Source organism: Rosistilla oblonga (genome assembly GCF_007751715.1).
Classification (GTDB): domain Bacteria; phylum Planctomycetota; class Planctomycetia; order Pirellulales; family Pirellulaceae; genus Rosistilla; species Rosistilla oblonga.
Map to the genome: position 1 here is coordinate 6364119 of NZ_CP036292.1, position 22383 is coordinate 6386501.

Genomic DNA, 22383 nt, shown 5'->3' on the forward strand with positions numbered 1-22383 from the left:
CGCGGCAACAGAAGCTGCCGGTCGCTTGAAATCGCTTAGTAACGAATATGGTGGTGGGGCTATTATCTCAATCAATAACTCGAAGGGTTGCCTACGAGTCTAGTCATTCAGGCGGAAATCACCCAGCAATTGGTCGATCGCAGCATCAAATGTTTCCGCGGCCTCCTGCTCTCCATCTTCCGACCCGGGTACCGCGATGGCATCCAGAACCAAATCCATTTGGTCGTTGTGCAAACTGTCAACGACCTCAGCATGATCAACGACCCCATGATTCTCAAGATCTTCGATCAAATCGGTCGTCGAATCAGCATCGGATGCCGCCGGCTTAGGATTGACCAACTGAGGCACATTCACCGCACCGCGACCGGCAACGACCGAACTGGTCGCATAGTCGATGGCGTCGGTCGAATCATTCGCCTCGCCCTCAGCCGATGGTGTGGCGGATCGCTGATTCAGAGCATTGATCACCTGCAGGGCGTCGATCGCCGTGACATAGGCATCACCCGAAACATCGTAGAACGCCGGCGGGGTATCGAGATCGAGCACCGAGATGGCGGTTCCCGAACTACGGTTCAGCAGGTTGATGACCAACAGGGCATCGATCGGCGAGACCGTTCCATCGGCGTTGACGTCCAGCGAGTTGCTTGGGTTCTGGTGCGACAACAACGGGGTGCCGATTTCCAACAAGACTGTCGCAGTGCTGCTGAGCCCATTGGAATCGGTGATCGTGTACTGGAACGAATCGACGGTTCCAGTCTCTCCCGAGGTATTCGTGTAGACGAATCCGCCGGTCGCCGCATCGACAGTGATCGTGCCCGTGTTGTTCAACGGTTGCGTGAAGTTGGTGATCGTAAACGAATCGCCATCGCCATCGAAATCGTTGGCCAACAGTCCCTTGGTCGGATCGCTGACGCGGTAGATACCACCTTGGAAGATCTCTGCCGGATTGGCTGGGTTCGGATAGACGTCGCCAACGGCTGTCGGTGCGTCTTCGACCGAATTGACAGTCACCAAGAACTGCTCCGAGACAATGAAGCCCGATCCGTCACCGACTTCCACCGTGATCGTGGACTGGCCGCTGGCGTTTGGCACCAAGGTCAGTTCCAGTTGTCCGGTGGCAGGGTTGTAGACCGCGGTCACAACACCTTCGTCGCTGCTGGTCACGTCGAACTGCAACGTGTCCCCATCGGGATCGTTGAAGATGTTCGCCATGTTGATCGGCGCGATCTGTGCGTCCTCGGGGACCACCAGGTCGTCCAACGTTCCGATCACCTGAGGTGGATCGTTTTCTGGATTAACCCGCACATTGATCGTCAGGCGGTTGGAGATCAAGCCGGTGGAGTCTTTCGCCTTGACGTAGACCGTCGCGATTCCCGACGCATTGGCTTGCGGCGTGATCGTCAACAATGGTCCGGTCACGTTGGCATTCACTTGAGCACCGCCAACACCCGGCACAACAACCTCTTCGACCTCGTAGGTCAAGAAGTCACCGTAGACGATATCGGGATCGGTGAACAAGCCGTCGAGATCGACGAATCCAGGAGCTCCGTCTTCGGTCAACAACACGCTTGTTGGAGTTGCCGAAACGGTGCGAGGAGCGTCGGGCTGCGACACAACCGTGATCGTTACATCGGCGGTGTTTGTGCTGCCGTCGGCATCGCGAACCGTGTACGTGAACTGATCGGTTCCAGCGTAATCGGCTTGCGGAGTGTAGACGAACTGGCCGTCCGGAGAGATCACTACGCTGCCGCCGGCTTGAGTCGTGATCGTTCCGGTATTGGTAACAATCAACACGTCGCCGGGGTTGCCGTCGGGATCGCTCGCTCCGGTCAACAAACCATCGATCAGGACGGCACTGTTGTCCGAATCGAACGAGACGTCTTCGTTTGTGGTCACGAAGTGGTTTCGCAGTACCGGTGGATCGTTGGCTTCACCAACATCAACCGTCACCGTCACGTTGACGCCCTGCGATGGAACACCGTTGTCGACCACGCGGTAGACAAAGCTGTCCTGGCCGCTGAAATCGAACAGCGGAGTATAGATCAGGTCGGTTCCCTGAATCCGTACGGTTCCACCACCGGCGGTGGCACCGCCAGCGGTCAGTTCGATGCTGAGCGTTTGATCCGATTCGTTTGCTGGGCCCGGAGTGAAATCGTCCGACGTCGTCGCAGTCAGATTTCGCAACAGGCTGTCGATCGGAACCGTCAGGGCAAAGTCTTCGTTGGTCGCCAGCGTTTGCTGTGTCGCACCGCCGCGAGGAGCATCGTTGACGCTGCCCACGTTGATCGTGACTTCCGCAGGTGCCGAGACCAGCAAAGCGCCGGTGGCATCGAACAGAGTCTGATCAAACGCTCGGTAGCTGAACGTCTCGGTTCCGAAGAAGTCGGCGTTTGGCGTGTAGGTGAAGCTACCGTCGGCCAGCAGTTCCAGCGTACCGTTGGCAAGGGTTCGCGTTCCAACATCCTCGGCGTAAACGCTGAGCGTTGTCGATGGGCGAGCCACATCGTTGCTCAACACACCTTGGCTGGCGTCGAGGCTAAGCACATTGTCTTCGAAGACGCTGTACAAGCCGCCGACGTCGGGATTGGCAGTCGTTTGACCGCGGACGATGCGAACCTGATAGTCTTCGACTTCGCCGTCGAGCGCCAGTCCGGTAGGAGCCGAAACTCCCGCGGTGCTCAATCGGAAGCGAGCCATCGTGGTCACGCCCTCGGGAGACTGCAGGATCGCTGCAGTCGAAGGAACAGTGATCTCGAAGGTCGTCTTCGACGAGATCGCAACGTGCTCGAAAATGCGTTCGCCCGGATCATCCCAGTCGCCATCGCGATTGAAATCGATCCATCCGTCCAACAGGCCTTCGCCGGTTACGTCGACTGTCAAAATCGTCGTTTCACCAACTTGCAAAACGGTGGTCGGCGATTCTGGCGAACCAAACGTGACGCCGTCTTCATCGTCGGCGATCAGAGTCAGATTCGATCCCGAAAGCGTCTTGCCAGCCAACTGCAACCCGCTGCGACGGATGGCGTCGACCAGGTTGGCCGCCAGAGCGGCGGGAGTTGTCTTGGCACCGAAGTCCCCATCGGGATCAAACGCGATGCGGATATGGTCTTCGTTGAACATGCCGTCCGAATCGACTTCGAACGTGACGCGTTCCAAACCGTTGTCGATAACCAACAACCGACCTTCGAACGACGCGGGGATTTCCGCGTTCGCAGTGCTGACCTTGATCGTTGGTCCGGCGGGGTTTTCCGCGGTGATCGTGAACAGAGCAGGTTCGGTTGGATGAGCGGCATCGTCGGTCAACACGACTAGCGAGCTATCGTCGCCGTCGGCAGCACGTTGCGGCTGGCCATCGGCATCGGCGTCGACCAACTGACCCAAGATCGGACCGTCGGGGACCAACAAGTGGCGAGCCCCGTCGTATTCACGCGACGTTGGGTAGCGTCCTGGAACGTCGTCGACTGGATCGGGAGCGTCGCCGTAATCGAACTGAGCTCCCGACAACAAGATCGTAAACGTAACGGTGTCGTCCAACTGGTTGCTCTTCAACGGATTGCCCACGTTGTCGGCAACCGCACGCAAGTAGTAGTTCGGGATCGACTGGTCGACCGTCGTGGCACCTTCCAGGAAGATCGTGTTGTCGCCTCGCACGCTTGCACTCAGCGATGGAACACGCGAACTGTTGATCGCTTCGATGATCGCATCGCGAACTTCGATATCCGAAACGGTGCCCGAGCGGACGACGGAGATCGGAACCGCACCGCCCGGTGTACCGCTGACCTCGACCGAATTGGTGTTGGCAACATCGATCGTTGTTTGCGAGGTCGCACCATCCATCGTGATCTGGCTGCCGTTGACTGTCGTGGCAATTCCCAGGATCGAATTACGGATCGCTGCAGCCAAGCTGACTGCGACGTCGTCGGACGTTCCGGTGGAACTGAAGATCACCGCTTGGTTGCCCGCGCGAACTCCGCCGCCACCAACGCTCCGTTCGAATTCGAACGTCACGGTTTGGACACCGTCGGAGATCGTGACAAACTCGCCATCGCTGACCGTGCCGCGACGGCTGGTCAACGGTGTGCTCGCCGGGATCACCAACTGCGATTCCTCGACGCCATCGAGTTCGACCGAACCGCCAACGCTGGTTCGCGATGTGATTCCCAAGCCCGATGCGTTGATCGCCGCTTGGATGCTCGCAGCGATCTGCGTTGCCGAGTCGCCCAACGTGTAAGGGATTGCCACGGAGTTCGGATTGTTCAACCGGGTCGGCGTGTTGAGATCGAACTCGAAGACAACGGTCTGGCCGTTGTTGGTGAGCGTAAAGGTCGCTCCATCGGGAATCGAAACACCGCCGGCAGGTTGCACGCTCAAGACCAACGGCCCGGCGATCGTCAACGTCGAGTTGGTGGTCACGCCAGGTTGCCCCGACGCTTGCAGTGGCGAACCGTCGATGATTTCCATCACCAAGCCAGCTTGGCCACCGATCGAGATCAGCCCGCCATCGATTGCCGTTGGCGACAACCCCAGCCCGGTTTGGGCGGCGATTGCAGCGACGGTATCTTGAGCGATGCGTTCGTTCGAATCGGTCAGTTCAACAGGGATCAATTCGACCGAGGAATCGGGCAAACCATCGCCGTCGGCGTCGACATCGATCGCCACGTCAGCCAGCGGTCCGTCGGTCAAGATCGGCAGACCGGTGTTCGGATCCAAAGGATAGGTGAGCACGCGATTGGATTCGATTTGAATCGCGATCGGCACGCGGTTGGTGACTCCATCGCCACCGATCTCGCCATTGTCGTCGGCGTAGATCAAGGTGCGGATATCTTCGAACCCGTCGCCGTTGATGTCGCGTGGGAACCGCACATCGAGGATGCCATCGCCGTCGAAATCGGCTTCGTAGGCAACCGCCGAGCGTGCAGGGTAGAACAACGGTCGATCGACATCGCCATCTTCGTTCGAATCGATAGCGATCGTGACCGCGGCAAACGTCGATCCGTTTGGCCCAGGCAACATGATCTGCAACGCTTCGTTGACGCCGTTTCCATCGACGTCCAGGAATTGCCGGACGTCTTCGAATCCGTCTTGATCGAAGTCGGCGGGGAACCGCAGATCCAATTCCAGGTCGTTGTCGAAATCAGCCTCGAACGGCGTGATCATCAACGCTGGCATATCGATCTGAACATCCAACACGCCATCGAGATTGCTGTCGAACGTGAAGGTGAAATCGGGAACCAAGTTGCCCAAAACATCTTGCTGCGAAACGCCATCGACATCGATTTCGACGCGTTCGATCACGCCATCGGAATTGCTGTCGACAAAGGTGTAGACGTCGACAACGCCATCGGAATTTAGATCCGTTGGAACCGTGAAGTCGGCCAAACCGTCGCCGTCGAGGTCGTGCGAGACAACCGCACCAACGATCAGGCTCGACGTTGGAACGTATTGGAATTCAACCGTGCTGCCGCCGTTAGCCGCGTCGCCACTCGAGAGCGAGAAGCCATCGCCATCTTGCAGCGGACGAGCGTATCCGACCGACGAAACACCGCTGCCGGTGGTCGTCACGCTGGCACCTTCGGAGAGTCCTAGGAAGATGATCCGATTGCTTACGACTTCAGGCTGTGCCGCCAAGTCGGAGACGGAGATCGCTTGAGCGATCGCGTCGGCCAATTGACGGGTGGAGGTGAACGTCGTGATATCGATCGCGACATTGTTGCCCGACGTGTTGCCGTCGGTATCGAGTTCGAACGTGACGCTCAAACCACCGTCGTTGATCGTAAACGTCTGACCATCGGCGACGCCACCGATGCCGAAGCCCAATTCGGAGATCGACAGGGCGATGCTGCCCACGGGCTGGCCGATCGCGCTGAATCCGGTATCGACAACGGTCCCCGATTGAGCCGCGAGGAACAACGTTCCAGGATCGATCGATGGATCCGAAGACGAGATCTCAACCGCAGCGATCGAGAACAAGCGACTGCGGATTGCAGCGGTGATGCCATTGGCAATCTGTTGCTGATTGGTCGTGCTGGCGAAGGTCATCGCCACGTTGCCGTCGGCTACCGAACCATCGGTGTCGACTTCGAAGACAAAGCTGTCGCTGCCCGAGGTGATCCGCATCAGATCGCCATCGTAAACGATCGTGTTGGCGGGCACTTGGACTTGCAGATTGCCATCGACCATCGTGCTGCTGAGTCGCGAGACAGGAGCCGATGTGACCGTCGCGGTCCGTGCTGGCTTTGGAACCAACGTGATCAGACCACCAACCGGCGCGGCGGCCGTCTGGAATGGGAACTGATTGCTATTGATGCTGTTGATGCCGGTTTGGATATCCTCGGCAACCAACGTTGGGTTGGCGGGATTGCGGATCGGAATCTGAAGATGATTCGTCGCGACCGCTGCCGTTCCAGCAAAATCCAACTCGAAGGTAAACGTCTGCGTTCCCGAGGTGATCACGATCAGATCGCCGTCGGCAACCTGTCGCACAGGATCGACTTGGATCTGCGAATTGACTGCCGAATTGGTGACTTCGATCGCGGGAACCGTCGGCTCGTAGCTGACCGATACCGTTTCGCCCTGCTTCGGCGTCAACAGGATCAAACCATTGCCAGCGTTGGCGACGGCATCCAGTGGGAAACGTGTTCGGTCGACCAAGACCTCGTTCAACGAATTCACGATATCCGCTTGTGTGTCGGTCAACACAAACGGAACGGGAACGTTTCCTGCGAGCGTGGTTCCGTCGCGGTCGAACTCAAACGTTGTGACCGTCAAACCATCGGGCGAAGTGATACGGATCCGATCGCCATCGCGAACGCCACCCGCTCCGCCGCCTGCCAGCGGAATTTGCAGGTTGATGTCGGTCGGCAACTGCAACTGGTATCCCGTCTCGTATTCGAACGTGACGGTTCCACCTTGCGTATCGGTGACGACAAACTGCGATCCATCGACAGCTTGGGTTCCCGGAGGTGCCAGCAACACAAAGCGATCGCGATTGTTGATGCCAATCTGGTAGACCGCATCGGGCAACCAAGCACCAGCCAACGGATTCAGGATCACGGTTTCGGTTGTCGCGTCGTAACGGAAGGTGTAATCGACGCCCTCCTCCAACAGTTTGCCGTTTTCGAACAGCGTGACCACGGCACCTGGTTTGCGGAGATCTTCCAGAGCGGAGTTGATCACCGTGTTGTTGTCGATATTCGATCCGACAAACGGATCCGATGGATCGGCAACGTCTTGCAGACGGATGCGGAACTCCGACGGCGGCGGCGACTGCAGATCGACTCGGGTCAGGTTCCGATCGGTATCGGTTCCCGCACCATCGTTGTCAAACGGCAGGATCAGCGTCGCACCGGGACCAACAAAGTCGGCGCGATCGACAGCACCGCGATCGACAAACACGTTACCACCGATACCCGGCGGGGTCGCGACCGACGGATCGTCGACTCGCAACAGACCAAACACATCGCGGTTTGGTGCCAACACAGGGCTTGGCGAGATTCCCAACGCGTTCTTCAACGATGCGAACTGATCGCGTTCGAGCAGCGATTCGATCGACGAATCGATCGCGTACGAACCTGGATTCGGGATAAAGTTATCCCCTTCAGGGTTGTTGACGATCTGCTGGCCGCCAGGAATCACGTCGTTGAAATCGTCGAACACGTTCCCTGGATTGACGTTCGATGCCGAACCTCGCACGCCTTGGAAGATGTTGTTACCAACGATCACTTCGTCCTTGCGAGCAGGATTTGGGCCCAACACGCTAGTCGTTTCATCGACGACACCGTTGCGGGTGTTCATGATGATGTTGTTCAAAATCGTGGGGCTTGCACCACGCACCATGATCGCCGATTCGGGAAGGAATCGGTTTTGATTGGTGCTCAACGATTCGCCAGTCAACGGCGTGCCGTTAACCGAAATCGTGGCGGCGTTGCTGATCACGACAAACTGCTCGGTGGTACCATCGCCGGTGCTACCGGTGCTGTTCAAGCGATCGTGTCCAAAACCGTTCTGCGAATCGATCGCGGTTCCCAAAGCATGGTGGAACCGCAACAGGATCTCGTTGATTCCGGGATCGTCGCCCGAGATACCGCCCAGAGCAACCGCTTCGACGCGTGAGACGGGACCGTTGAGTCCGCCTGGGCCGTTGCCATTTTCGTGGTTTGGCAGCGTGTTACCGGCGGAGTTATTGATCGTTGTCGCCAAGTTGCGAGCTTGGTCCCAAGGACGATCGTTTGCGGGAACCGTAAACGTGTTGGTGTTACCCGCGACGTCGGTGATTTGGACCGTGTCGCCAGCGTTCAGGTCGGCCAGAGCCAAGATGAACTCGCGTGGAGCCGAGACGTTGATATCGATCTCATAATCGCCTTGTCCGTTTCCATCAACACGTCCGGCCAAGCTCAACGGGTCGTAGCTCTCGTTGCCCGCCGCACTGACGGCAACGTAATAGGTTCCCTTGTAGGTCGCGGTGAAGTCGAGATACGGATCGTTGCTCGCCGCTTCGCCAGGAGCTTGTCCGGATTCGTTGAAGTCGGCTTGAATCGCCAACCCCGATCCGAGGCTCGCCGGACGTCCTGCACTGTCGAACAGACGCAGCACGGTGTCGACTGGGTTGATGATCGAGCTCGCTCCAAACGAATCGACATCGACTTGAACGCGATCGCCCGCGTCGAGTTCGATTCGGTAGATATCGACATCTTGCAAGGCACCCAACGATGGCGAATCGCCGATCGCGCCGGTGGTGCTAAACGACAGCGGCGTCACTGCCGAACCCTGATGCGTGACCACGGCTCCCGCGATCGTGTCGTTGGGTTCGTCGACTCCCGAGCCTACCGAATCCGTCAGATTCCCATCGGCACCATAGATCGTATTGTTAACGATCCGCACAAACGGCTGAGGAGCTTCTGCAAGGGTCAATTCGCGAGCTGTCAACCAGCGGCGTGCTTGAATCGGTTGGATAACAACGTTGGTTACGCCTTCCAGATAAAGAGCTGGATTGACGAAGCCCATCTCTCCGGCACCGTTGCCGGTGTTCGAAGTGATGCTGTCTTCCAGCACGCTTGGGCCGATCGTCGGCGTGACCAAACTGACCAGATTGTTGGTTACCAACACGCTGCCCAAGATCGCATCGTACATCGCCGCGACGACTTCGTGTTCGGTATAGCCGAAGCTGCGGTTTGGTGCTGTCCCCTGCGGATTGTAGGTCGTCCCACCGGCATCCTTACGGATGTAGATCGGTACCGCACCGGCGGAAACGCCATCGCCACCACGCACGCCGCTACCACCGTCGCCGGTGACGTCGCCACTGATGTCTTCAAATTCGAACAGCACCGAGATGCCGGCTGCCCAAATGGTCATCTGATCGCCATCGGAGATCGCATCGCCAAAGTGAACCTCGGGAACTCGCGGTGTATTGGTCGCCGCGGTCGCTTCGGTCGTATCCTCAGCCAATCCAAAGTTGCCGTTGGTATTGATGATCCAAGTCGGCGTTGTCCCTTCGACAGTGATCCCAGAAACGCCAGATTGATCGATGACGTTGTTGACAACCACGGCACCGGGAACCAAGCCCCCTTCGACCGAGTTGTTCAGAGCGCGAAGGTTGCGAACCGCCCCGCCGTAGCTGCGTCCCAGATTCGGCTGGCCAAGATCGCCGTGAGGCGTTCCGCTGCCGAAACCGGTGGGCGAGCCATCGGCGCGGAAGTCTTCAGGATCCTGTTCGCGGTCGGCACCTTCGATCCAAACACCGTAGACCTGCGAATCGCTGATCACGTTGCTGTGGATCAACAATTGGCCCTGCTGGCGTTTGGCGTTTGTGTCGCCAGTGCCCAAGTGAACGATCGCTGGCAAGGTTACGCGGCCGTCGACGGCGATCAGGTTCGGGTTCCCAGCATCTTCGCTGGAGATCGAACGGGCGCGGATGAAGACTGCCGAATCGTTGGCGTCGACAGGGCTGAGGCTGTCCGCCACATCGGCGACAACGACCTTCACGGTGTAGACGCGAGAAGCGACCAAGCCGCCGATCGTTGCTGTCAACGGACGCGAGATTCCGTCGAAGCCGGTCTCGGTCAAGAACTTGCCAGCCATGTTCGGATCGTTGTTGACGACTTCCGCTTCGGGCAGGTTACCCGCTCCCACAGCATCCAGTCCATTGATAGGCACTGGTACCGTCACAGGAATCGAATTCAGCGGATCGCTGTCATCCATGTACGAAAGGAAGACAGCCGCAACATCGGGGTTGGCTCCGTTTTCGAAGAACTCTTCCGATGCAAAACCAAGCTCCAGGAACAGGCTCTTGAGCCCGCTGACATCATCGAAGCTGAACTGGAATTCCAGCGAAGTCGAATCGACCGTGGTGCTACCGGCCGGCAGGACTCCCGGGGTATTGTCGACGTCGTTGTCACCAAAGCCCGACGCCGAAGCAGTCGTGTTGTCGCTGAGGTTGAAACCGGTCACGGTCGACAGGTCGCCGTTGGTCAAGACAACGCCTTGATCCATTCCCAGCACCTGCGATCCACCGGTGAAGCTGCCAGCGTTGCCGTTCAAGAGTGCCGAACCCGATACCAGAGTCAGCCCATCGCCCAACAATTGGCTAGCCAATGCGTCGGGATCGGTGCTTGCGGTAACCGACAGCGATTCGTCGGCAAGCTCTGCAAAGTCGCCGCGGACGCTGCCGAAGAGGTTGATCCGCGCGTCGCCTTGCGTGCTACCCTGAGTGATTCCACCGCTGGAAGCCGCACTGAAGCTGGCTTTCGCTGCAACCGCAGGACTGTTGATCGCAGCGATCATCGCCCCGGCAACCGTGCTGGCCGAATCGGTCGGCTGGAACGGAATCTGCACGCGGCCCAGCGTGACGCCGCCGGTCGAATTGAATTCGAATTCTTGTGTGATGAAGCCGTCGCTGAGTTCAAAGAAATCGCCGTCGGCCAACTGATAACCGGCGGGAGCGATCACGGTGATCGATTCCGACTGGCGATCGTTGGTGTCGAAGACCTCGCGGACGTTCAGCGAAGTCCCCACGGTGTCGGCGTAATCGGTTCCAGGTCGGACCTCCAACTGATAAGCACCCGAGGTGAATGTCCCCGGCGTACCTTGTTGAACGAAGTCGACGTTGGAGGCGGTCACGAACGAAGAACCGGTGACAAGTTCACCGTGCTCTGCGAAGCCAACGATAAAGTCGTCGACGTACAGACCTTCGCCCGTCGAACCGCCCGGCGTGTTGTATTGGAATTCAACCGTCACGCCCGAATCGCCAGCGAAATCGGCCAGCGAAATTCTCGCTTGACGCCAGATATTGTCGTTTGTCAAAACGCTACCGCTGAACGCCGTATCGCTCGACGCAACCGTTTGTCCCACGGGATCATCATTGCTGGTGATTCGCACCGAGACCAGATCGCCGGGATCGGTATCCAAGGCGTAGTTGAAATACAGGAACGGTTGATCGCCGGCGGTGTATCCCGACAGATCAAACTGGTTCGCCGAAAGAGTCCCGCTGCCAGCAGCTGGATTGAAATGCAGACTCTCGTTCAAAACCGAACCGCCCAACGCACCAACAGCATGTCCTTCGACCGACACATGCAGGGTATAGTTGCCGTTTTCGATCAACGTATCCGGAGCGGTATAGGTTCCGGTGGTCGCGTTAAACGTCGAACCGTCTTCGACCACGGCGACCACGTAGGTTCCAGGAGCCAACGTCGTGTCGATCATCGGATCGGCAAAACCGCCAAACGAACTGCTGCCGGTGTCGAAACCGTTGTCGACACTGACGGCCACGGGAGTCGTGAGATTGGCATCGACGCCGGTGATCGCAAACAACTCCAACGTGAAGTCGTCCGACCCCAACGTGTTGAGGAAGTCGAATCCGTTATCGATGTCGAGGATCACGCGGTTGCCAGCACCGGCATTGGTGTCCGGAACCGTGAAACGGAAGAAGTCGACGCTGTCATCCAAAACACCTCGAATCGAAGTGTGCGGAATCGTGGTCGATGTGTTGATGTCGACAAAGTCTTGGGTGATATCGCTGTTGAAGTTCAATCCCCAGTTGGCCGCAGAATCGATGCTGTCGGCCGAGAACAACGTGTCGTTCGATTCGACCTCGGGCTGTTCAGCCAACAGAGGGTCGATCCCGATGCGTTCCCCATCAAACGTCGAATACAGGCCGTGCCCGACTTCGGTCGCTCGATTGGTCGTGACTTGCCATCCGGCAGGCAGCGTCGATTGATCGATGAACTGCAGAACAGCAGGTGGGTTATTGGTGTTTGGATCGATCGCTTCGATATGATCGTCGACCAACCGCTTGATCGATGCGATCGGTTCGCGGCGGAGCAGCGGATCGGTTGTCAGAATCGAAGGCACTCGGCTCGATTCGGTTACCGCGACAAAATACGAACCCTCTGGCAATTCGACCGATCCGATAAACGGATCGCCCGCGCCAACGCTACCGCGATCGAAGTCCAAGGCGGGATCGCTGTTCAGCGAATCGCTGCGGTCTTCGGCAATATTGCTGTCCGCACCGGTGTAGACCAGTCGCGGCGGCAGGCTGCCCGATTGCCCATCGGCGTCGTAATAGACCCACAGCGTGGTGTCTGGACGTCCCAGATCGTCGGCGTAATCGACGTCGAAGACGGTTGGGAAATGGGATCCCGAACTGCCGTCGGTGCTGATGATGTCGAACTGATAGAAGTCGATATCGGTCAGATTCGACAGTTCGCCACCAACGCTCAAGACGGTCAAATCGCTGTTCAACAGGTTGCCGACATACTGAGCCCGATCTTCGGAAGACGCGGCGTTGGTGAAGATGTTGTCGTTGCTGATCGACGAACCAGGACCTTCATCCTCCTGCGCCTCACCCAACAATGGGCTGTGGTACGGCAAGCCCTTGGCGTGGATACCGTGCTTGGCATAACGGATATCGGCGTACCGAACCGTCGAACCCGAGAACTCCTGTTCCTCTTGCATCCGGATCTGGAATTCGTATTTGCCAGTCGTGATACCGCCGGCGAAATCGTTTGGATCGACCGATGCCGATCGAATTCGGACGTAATAGGTATCGCGGGCACCGCGGACACCCGGCAGCGAGATGCGGAATCCAGCGTCGCGCGGATTCGTCGTGCCGTATTCATCCAGCAGACCAAACTCGTTGAAGTTGTTGAGCTCTTCGGCTCCCTTCTGCAACGTTCCCAGTTGCTCGTCACGCAAGCCAAAGTTCTCGAACAGTTCGTCGGTGCTATTGGTGCTTCGCGCCAACAGCTGGCCTTCGGAATCGAGCACTTCGACGACGGTGTCCAGGTTGAAGCTGGTGCGGTCGATATCGAGCCAGACTTCGGTACCGGCAACAGCGCTAAACGCATAGACGTCGATGTCGTTTTCGGTCAAGAAACCGGAGACTTCAAAGCCCAATCGCAGCGTGTCGTCGGAGTCGTATTGGCTGGCGGCCAAGTCACCGATCACTTCGGGGTTAACCGTATCGGCGTTCAGACCAGGCGCTGGCGCGTCGTGCGCTTCGCGTTCGAGCACGACCTCGACGTTGCGGTCGTTGGAGAATTCATCCAGGTAGATACCGCGCCAATCGTTTGGCTCTGGACGCGTTGCCCATAGATCGTTGTTGGTATCGGTATGCGGAGTCCCATCGGGCTTCAACGAAGCACCGACGGTATCGTCGGACAACGCCGTCAAAACAACGGGCGATCCGGGAAGACCGATAATCTGCAACGTACCACCGACGCGATCGTCGATGTCGCCAAGAGTTCCCGTTGCGGTCAGACCGGTTCCATAAAACGGATCGGCCGAACTGCCCGAGCCGATGTCTTTGCCTTGGCTGGTCGTCTCGGAGCCGGCGAATTTCACGACCAAGCTCTCGTCGGGACGGCTCTGCAATCGCAGACCGCTACTGCCGTGCAGGTTCCCCGTGATGAACTGCTGGTAAGGGACGTGCACGATGTCGGTGTCATCCCAGATGCTGCGCGTCGTTAGGATCACAGCGGATACCGCTAGCTCGCCAGCGGACAAAGGATCGCCTGCGACCGTGGTATTGACCGTGATCACATTGTCGGGCGTTCGAACATCGTCGACCCCAGGAACCCGGTCGCCGACGACGTTGCCAACCGTGTATTGGCTCGTCTCGCTGGTGAACTCGCGTCCGCCGACGAAGATCGTGTCGCGTCCGCGAATTTCCAGACCGTTGAGCCCGTTATTGTCCATCCGGTTGCGGCGCACCAAGGGGCCGTAGTTGTCGTCGAGATCATCGATCCGCGCGATCGGGCCGGTATCGCGGCCGATGTCGACGATGTATTCGTCGGTCATCGAATTACCGTCGATGTTGATCGTGCTACCGACGTTGTTGATGAACGTATTTCCAACGATCACCGGTTGGGCACCGCGAACGAAGATCGTTGTTCCGCTGAGCGCCCGGAACGATTCGCCAGCATCGGCCGATGGCGCGTCGCGAAGATCGATCGCAACGTTGTCCAAACGTCCCAAGCGGTCGCGAGGCCCTTGGCCGCCCAAGCCCTCGTGATTGTCTTCGAACGAGGTGTTGGTGATCCGCGCCGTCGCTTGCTGCAGCTCGACAGCACTGAACGCACGGAATGTACCTTCGATGCGTGTCAGACCACCGCCAAACGCGACGATCGAATTGTCGAGGCTCAGATGCGCCCCGGGAGCAAAATACAAACCGCCCCAATCGCCAGCCTCTGGAGGCAGCGGATTGACGCCATCGATCAAGCCACCGTTTTCGGTATCGAACTCACCGCCAGCACCGTAGCGATCGTCAAGGATACTGGTGAAGATGATCTCTTGACCATCGAGACCTTCGGCCAGCAACTGCGTTCCGAATTCAAATTCGATCCGCGAACCCTGGACCTTGATCACGCTGCCTGGATCGATCTTCAACGACGCATCCGGACGCGCCAAGCGAACCTCGGTGCTCGTCACGTCCAACTTGATCGGAACGGTGTTCAAACGGTCGCCGCCATCGATGAAGTCGGGATCGTTGGCGTCGAGAATCGCAACCAGATCGTACCCGGTTCCGGCAGCGTTCAATCGATAGATGCGACGGAACAAGAATCCATCTTCAGCCGGTGGCAGACCGCTGAGCGTGATTCGCCCCTCGGTTCCCACCAGTACTGGCGAGACGATTGCATCCGAAGGCAGCCCTTCGCGGCCAAATGAGTCGACCGAAACGATGCGGTATTCATAAGCCACGCCCGCTGGCAACGAACCGCCACTGGAAGCTTCCGTGTTGACCAGATCGACGGGCAACCGACTCTCGTACAAACGTGGACCGCCCGGCGTGCCGTCGACGATCAAGTTCTCCGCGATGACATGCACAACATCGGTGTCGTCGAAACGACCGGCGACTGTCAATTTACGCAACGTCCCGCCGGCTGGCGTCGTGGCGCGAATGAACATCCCGTTGATGCTGTTGTCGGTCAACTGGTTTCCGTAGACATCGGGACCAACGCGGTCGTAGTCTGCGGTAAACGCGCCGGCCAATTGGTATTCGACGGTTTGGAAATTGGTCTCTTGGAAACTGTCCGGCGTCGCGCTGATCGCGGCATCGGCACTGTTGGAGATCGTGTTGTTGGCGACCGTCGGACGCATGTCGACGATCTGGATAGGATTGACCAACGTCTGGTTACCGTCGATCACCGCGCTGGCACCACCACCGTATTTGATCTCGGCAAATCCGATGTGCTGCAGGAAGATACCTTGATCTTCCAGATCGGCGCGACCTTCGATCTGATCGATGTCGCGACGCAACAACAATCCGCCCCAATCACCCGCGCCAGGCGTTGTCGCCAAACCGGCTTGTGGCGTTCCGATCGAACTGTCCAGAGCACTTGTGAAGTAGACCGATCCCTCGATCGCGTTACCCAACGCGTCGCGAAGCACCGCACCGTTGTCGTCGACAAGTGTTGGCGTACCCAAAACTTGCAACGCACCACCGCTGCGATCCACCAACAGGTTGCTGCTACCGACACCGATGTACGAGCGACGCAATTTGAAGATCGCGTTGGCGTCGATCATCGCCGTCACGCCCTGCGGTACCTCCATCTCGGTACCGTCTTGCAACACCTGGCCTGGCAGCGAACCGAAACCAAGCTCATAAGCAAAGTTGTCGTTGAGCGTCGTTGGATCTTGGTCTAAACCGCCGTTGCCAACGATCCGCACGATGTCGCCAGGATGCGCCGCCGCAAACGCGTTTGGAATCCCCGTTCCCGAAATGCTGTCGAACGGACGATCCGCCGAACCATCGGCGTTTGGACCGCCAAAGTTGTCGACAAAGATGGTCCGTCCCATGACGTCCATCGCGAGGAAGTTGTCCGGTACCGTGATCTCCTGTTCGCCAGTGATCTCGATCACCGTACCGTTGACCGATACCGAATCGAGGAACGATCCGCCGGTGACCACAGCCCCTTGGAGCGCCGCGGCAAACTTGTCCGCCAAAATCTCTGGCGTGTCGCTGTCATTATAAGCGACCATGATCCGGCCCGATGCAACCGAACCATCGTTGGAGAACTCGAACCGCCGCGTGATTCCGCGGTAATTGGTAACCTCGATCACCTGGCCATTGGTGACGCTGTCGCCGCCGCTGACAAAGTCCAGCTGCCGATTCAGTGGTCGTGTTTGGAACCAGAAGTTGAAGACACCACCGGGAGTCCCGTCGTTGGAAGCGTCGACGCGCGTTCCTGGCAAACGGAATGGATCGCTGCTGTCGAGATTGTTGCCGTCCAAGTCACGCAACACATCGGTTTCGTCGACCTGCGGACGGAACTTCAACAACAGTTCGTATTCGCCCTGCGTTGTGCCACCAAATCCGGTGCCGCTGATCGTTGGATCGGGAAGGTCGTTGCCCGATGCGGTGACACCGATGTAATAAACGCCGCTGCCGAGTTCGACCTCGAGGAACGAATCCTCGCTGTAATAATCGTCGTTGCGAGCTACCGAAACGATCCCGCCGCCGCTCAACAACACTCGCGGCGCATCTTCTTGCAAGCCGTTAAATGTTGGGATTTCGGTCGGATCGATGTCCTCGCTCAATTGCAGCGATGCCGTCACCAGATTCGCCGCCGCTGGCGAAGCATTGATCGCATCGACCACCTGCTGGACCGTCGTGTTGTCCGGGTCGGACATGTAGACGCTGATCTGGTTTTCGGTGACTTCCACCGTCGGCGTCGGGTTGCTGCCCGCAGGCGTGATCACCAACTGCACGCTGGTTCGGTTGCCCAAGTCGCCCGGTTGGACCGCGGTAAAGTTGATCTCGAAGTTGCCAAACACACCAAAGTCGGTGGTCACGCTGGCTTGTTGTTGCTTGTAGAGCGTCAGCGAGGTGTCCAACAAACTGCTGTCGCCCAAGCGTTCAGCAAACGTTTCCGCCGTCACGACGGCCAGCTTAGTCGGATCGTCGAGGTCGACCTCAAAGCGATACAGATCGATGTCACCCGATTCCGGACGCCACAGATATTGGCCGTGCAGAATGTCGTAGTTGCCCGGGAAGACAGGTTCCAAAGTCGAATTGTTCGCCAGGAAGTTGCTGTCCAAATTCATCAGCGTCGAAGCGGGCAGGTCCTCTGCCTGTTCCAAGCCCAACAGCAAACCGATTCCCGCGATCGCGGTGCGGAAATAGTCTTCGCCGTAGAGGTCTCCCCATTCGACAAACGAATCCATCACCAGCGTCGCGTTGGTGTTGGCACCCGTCGTTGTGATGTCGGGATCGACGCGTACACCAAAGGTCGATTGAGTGAACACGTTGCCGGTCGGCAACGGAGCTCCGGTGCTTGGATCGTTGTCCAAAACCGAGAGGTCGCCGGTGGCGAAGGTGAAGCCTTGGTTGTCGGTCTCGTAGAACTGCACGCCCAGTTCGCTCGCCCACATGTCGAGCGCTTCGCGGATCCGTTCCTTCTGGCGTTCGGAAACCGAGTTGACGCGCGACGTACCGTTATCGTCGATACCGTAATCGCTGCGGAAGTTGTATGGGATCGTTGTGATTCCCGGCGTCGAATCGGCGCCGAAATTATCGTTGACGTGCTGCGAAAACGCGTCGTTGAGATTCTCGACGAGATCGCTGTGCCCCGGATCGTCGTTGCCACCCAACAGTTCCAACCGATAATCGATCGGATCGATCGCGCTCGAAAGCACGACGCTGCGGAAGTTGATCGCGTTGGGGTCGATTCCGAAGGTACCGATGTCAGCCGCCGCGGTGAACGAATCGCCCGGTTCCAACAGCGAAACAGGAGCGTAGGTTGCCGGTGTGGTTCCGACGCTATTGCTGGCCAGACCGTCGACGCTCGATTGAACCAGCAGCGAAGCCGCTGGGTGCGCATTGATCGCGTTGGAGATGTCGGCAAACGTCGTCCCCGCACCCATGTCGACAGTCACCACCGAACCGGCGACCGCTACGGAAACCGCGCCGGTTCCCGATCGGACAAATTGAACCTGCAGATCTGCGGGAGCGCCCACGACCGATTGGAATCGCAAGACCGATTCGCCACCGGTGTTCAAGTCGGTCGCGCCCACGGCGCCACCAAGCTCGACGCGCTGCGGTGCCAATGGAATCGCTTCGGCCGTACCGACTCGCAAACGGAACGTCCCGATCCCACCATCGCCGCCGACCAAGTCGGAGAGATCCGAATCGAAGACCAACGTCGCGGTGTCGGCGGCTGGATTGTAGACCACGCGCGTTGGAGCGATCTCGACGTCGTCGCGATTGCTGACCGAATCCTGCGTGAAGATCAAGGTGTAGAAGCGAGGGTTCTCAGCCGATCGGTCGGTTGGCGTGCCGTCGGAGAAGTTCTCGACAAACAGATCGTCATCGTTGAAGTAGACGACGATCTCGTTGCGGCGTTGATTCAAGCTGCCATCGGCCAAACGAACCACAGGCTGCGGAACGACCGCTTGGACCTGAGCACCGAGGTCGAGCGTGAAGTCGACGACTTCCTTGCGAGCTCCCTCTTGCCGCGGAACCAATAGCGTGTCGGGATCGCTCGCCGAGATGCTGCGAAGTCCGACGATCCCCAACGCGGGATCATCGAATCCGAAGACTTCGATCCGGTAGTCGTCGTCGGGCAGCGCATTGGAGAACCGCGCCACAACTTCGTTCTGATTCGGGGCCGCACCAACTTCCAAGAAGGTCGGGATGATCTCTACGTCTCCGCTCGACGAGATATCAAACGCGGGCAGGGTGCTGACGGCGGGATCGCGCATCAATTCTGCGTCGCTGTGGCCACCCTTCAACTGAGCGCTCAGGAAGGTGTTGACAGTCGTCGAGGCATTGAAGGCTTCCACGAAGGTTCGCGCCGTCGTGCCGGGAGCCAGAGTGACGGTCAGCGGAACGGTCCCCGCGACGCTCGCCCCTACAGCAAACTGAGGCGCGGTGCCGACTGGCAGCGCATCGTTGCGAGTCACAGTCACGCGAACCGGTTGCCCCGATGCGATCTGCGTCAATTGAATGTCCACACCGCCGGTCAGGTCGATCACCGAAGTGTCGGGATCGCGATAGACGCTGCCGAAGTCGCTCGAACCGACGGGTAGATCAAACGTCCCGTCGCCACCGCTGCGGACGATTCGGATCGCATCTAAGGTCGCCGCATCGATGACTTGATTTTCGTCAAATCGGAAGACGAGTTCACTAGGCGACTCGTTGCGAACACTACCATCGGTGATCAAATCCCCGCTGTTTGGCTGGATTCCGATCAATTGCGGGCCGGCGGCCAACAATTTCCTCGGTTCCAGGGATTCCAGCATCGATTTGCGAAGAGAATTCCTCTTCGTTACCTTTCTCACCGAGTGGAGGCGGCTTGAAACATCTTGCCGTTTGCGATTGGCCATGGAGCGAACCTTCAAATGATTTGGGCAAAGAGTGCTCTTCGAGAACCGTCTCGAACGACACAAACGCCTCAAATCAAACGACTTACGAACTTGTGAAAATTGAACAGGAACCGACCTACCGAATTCGGTCGGCCCACGCGAGAAAAGTCCTCGAACCCGAGGAGATCACGGCTGGACCAGCAAGCACCGAGTATAGTTAGCTGCATTTTGGACGCAAATTTGTTTTGCCTATCCGCCGCAGCCTCGCCATCTTAACGCCTGGAAATTTCGGTTTTGTCGATCATTCGCGTTGAACGGTTGCGAATCACATGCACCTGTACAAATCTCTACCGAGGCTTTTTCGGCGCATGCGCGTTCCTGTTTGACGCCAGTATTTTCACTAAGTTCCCTGCAAACGACGCGACCCACCCAGGCTGACTGCCCAGCCCCCGCAGAATCGGTCCGCGAGAGTGTCTCAGCTGCCGAAACGCCTGGTTTTCAAGGGCTTCGCCCCCTTTGACTTGGTTATTCCAAGCGGTTGCGTAGAATGGAGACACACCGATCGCCGGTCACTCTCTCCTCCGCAGCCCACAGCGATTCATGTCTGTCTCCAAGCTCCGCTACTATCAGAACTACCGCAGTCTGCGGCAGGCCCAAGGACTCTTGGAATTGATCTCGTGCAACGACGATCTCTGGGGTCTCGATCCCGAAATCAAGCGACGGCTGGCCCGCCGAGCGCTTGCGATGCTGCAAGGCGCTCGTCCCCGCGGCCACCGACGGGCGGCTTGGTACTATCTTCGTGGGCGGGCTTGGAGCATGTTGGGGAAATACCATCGGGGGATCCGGACCTTCAGAAGGGCGGCTAAGCTGGATCCCCACCATATTGCGACCTACCTGTCGCTCGCTTGGTGTCTGAAGCGAGTCGACCGCCTGGAACAATCGATCTCGATCTTGAACCATGCGATCGCGCGAGCTCCCCACCACCCGCTGGTCCGATACAACCAAGCTTGCTACTTGAGCCTCGCTGGTCAGCCGCAGTTGGCGGCGATGGAATTGTCGATCGCGCTCGAATTAAAGCCCGACCTCCGCAGCAAAGTCGCTCGCGAGGCGGACTTCGATCCGATCCGAAACCATCCGGCGTTCGACGCCGCCCTGCAGGTGGTCGTCTAAAAAAGAAGTCGCTCGCCAAACGAGACTGCTGACAGCAGCGGGGGCAGCATGCACCCAAACAGCGGGGGACGGCGGAGGCGTCAGAGAACGCGGAGCGATATAAAATCGCGGCCGAGAAGATTTGGACGGGAAGCGAGGTGCCGCGGATCTCGCGGCACCTGCTGCCATACCTTAAGACTTCTTTTGCTTGCCGCCGCGCGGCCAGAAGTTCAACCAGCCGCTACTTTCGTTGACCGCAACGGCTTCGCCCGATTCCTCCTCCTGCGTCTCTTTCGAGGAACCGCTCAACCGCTCGACCAAACCAAGCATCGCCAGCGTGATGGCGGCTTTGGGATCTTGTTCGAACAACGGCACGCCGTTGTTGCGGACTTCGACCATCGTGCGGTAGTCGTTGGGCAATTGGGCGTAGATATCGCAACCGATCGTTTCCCGCGCCTTGCGGATGCTGATCGGGCCCGACTCCAAGCCCGCGCGGTTGACGACCACGTGGACCTTCTCTTTCAAGCCTTCATATTGCTCGAAGCTCAACAGCAGCCGAACGACGTTTCGCAGGCAGGGAACATCCAACTGGGTCACGAGGATGATCTTTGCCGCCATCTGCATCGCGGCCATATCGACTTCGGAGTAGGTCTTCGAGAGATCGATCACCAGATGCGTGAAGGAAGCCTTCAGCAGCGTGATCACTTTTTCGATGCTGTCGCCGTTGATGATCGACATGTCTTGCAGTTCGACCGGCCGCGGCAACAGGTACAAACCCGAGCTGTGTTTGGTCAGCGAGCGCTTCAGCAGCGTGAAGTCGAGCCGGGCGATGTTCTGGGTGACATCGGCCAGCGTGTAATCGGGGATCGAATCCAGGAAGACGTCGGCGTCGCCAACGGCTAGATCGAGGTCCATCAGCGCGACCGAGTTGCCTTCTCGCGACGCGAGCATACATCCCATGTTGACTGCAACACTGGTTGCACCGACACCGCCAGTCGCTCCGGCGACAACGATCACTTCGCAATTGCGATTCCGCGAATCGCTGGCGCCAAATTTCTGTTCGCCGATCCGGTGCAGCGCCGCCGAAAGATCGCCTCCGCTCAACGGAAGCGTCAAAAACTCTTTCGCTCCCGCTCGCATCGACTGCAGAATCAACTGACCGCTGGTGCTGCTGCTGACGACCAACAGCGCACAATCGGGAGTTGTCGAGCGGATTGTGTTGAGCAGTTCGATTCCGCGCTCGGGGTCGCTGTCTAGCGAGACCACGCCGATATCGGGGTGTGTTTGCGTAACGACGTCGGGAAAGAATTCGTAACGAGAACACTCCGCCTCTAGCCAAACGACATCCAGCCCCAACAACATTGCTTTGAGGTCTTCACGAGTTTTATCGTTAGGATCGACGACAGCCAAGCGGAGTACGTTAGGCATGCTCTTCAC

General features: G+C 58.2%; 3 protein-coding genes. 1 reads left to right on the top strand and 2 read right to left on the bottom strand.

What is annotated here, in order from left to right; genetic code table 11:
- Positions 1-99: 99 nt before the first annotated feature.
- On the bottom strand, positions 100-19734 hold the full coding sequence (locus CA51_RS22445; RefSeq protein ID WP_145123382.1) for a tandem-95 repeat protein: 19635 nt from the start codon (positions 19732-19734) through the stop codon (positions 100-102).
- A 663-nt stretch (positions 19735-20397) separates the two neighbouring features.
- Here CA51_RS22445 and CA51_RS22450 point away from each other — a divergent pair.
- Positions 20398-20967, top strand: a complete 570-nt coding sequence (locus CA51_RS22450; RefSeq protein ID WP_145123383.1) for a TPR end-of-group domain-containing protein — start codon at positions 20398-20400, stop codon at positions 20965-20967.
- A 171-nt stretch (positions 20968-21138) separates the two neighbouring features.
- On the opposite strand, the gene CA51_RS22455 is transcribed toward CA51_RS22450, so the two are convergent.
- A complete protein-coding gene (locus CA51_RS22455; protein WP_145123384.1) occupies positions 21139-22374 on the bottom strand; it encodes an AAA family ATPase in 1236 nt (411 codons plus the stop codon).
- Between the last annotated feature and the right edge of the window lie 9 nt (positions 22375-22383).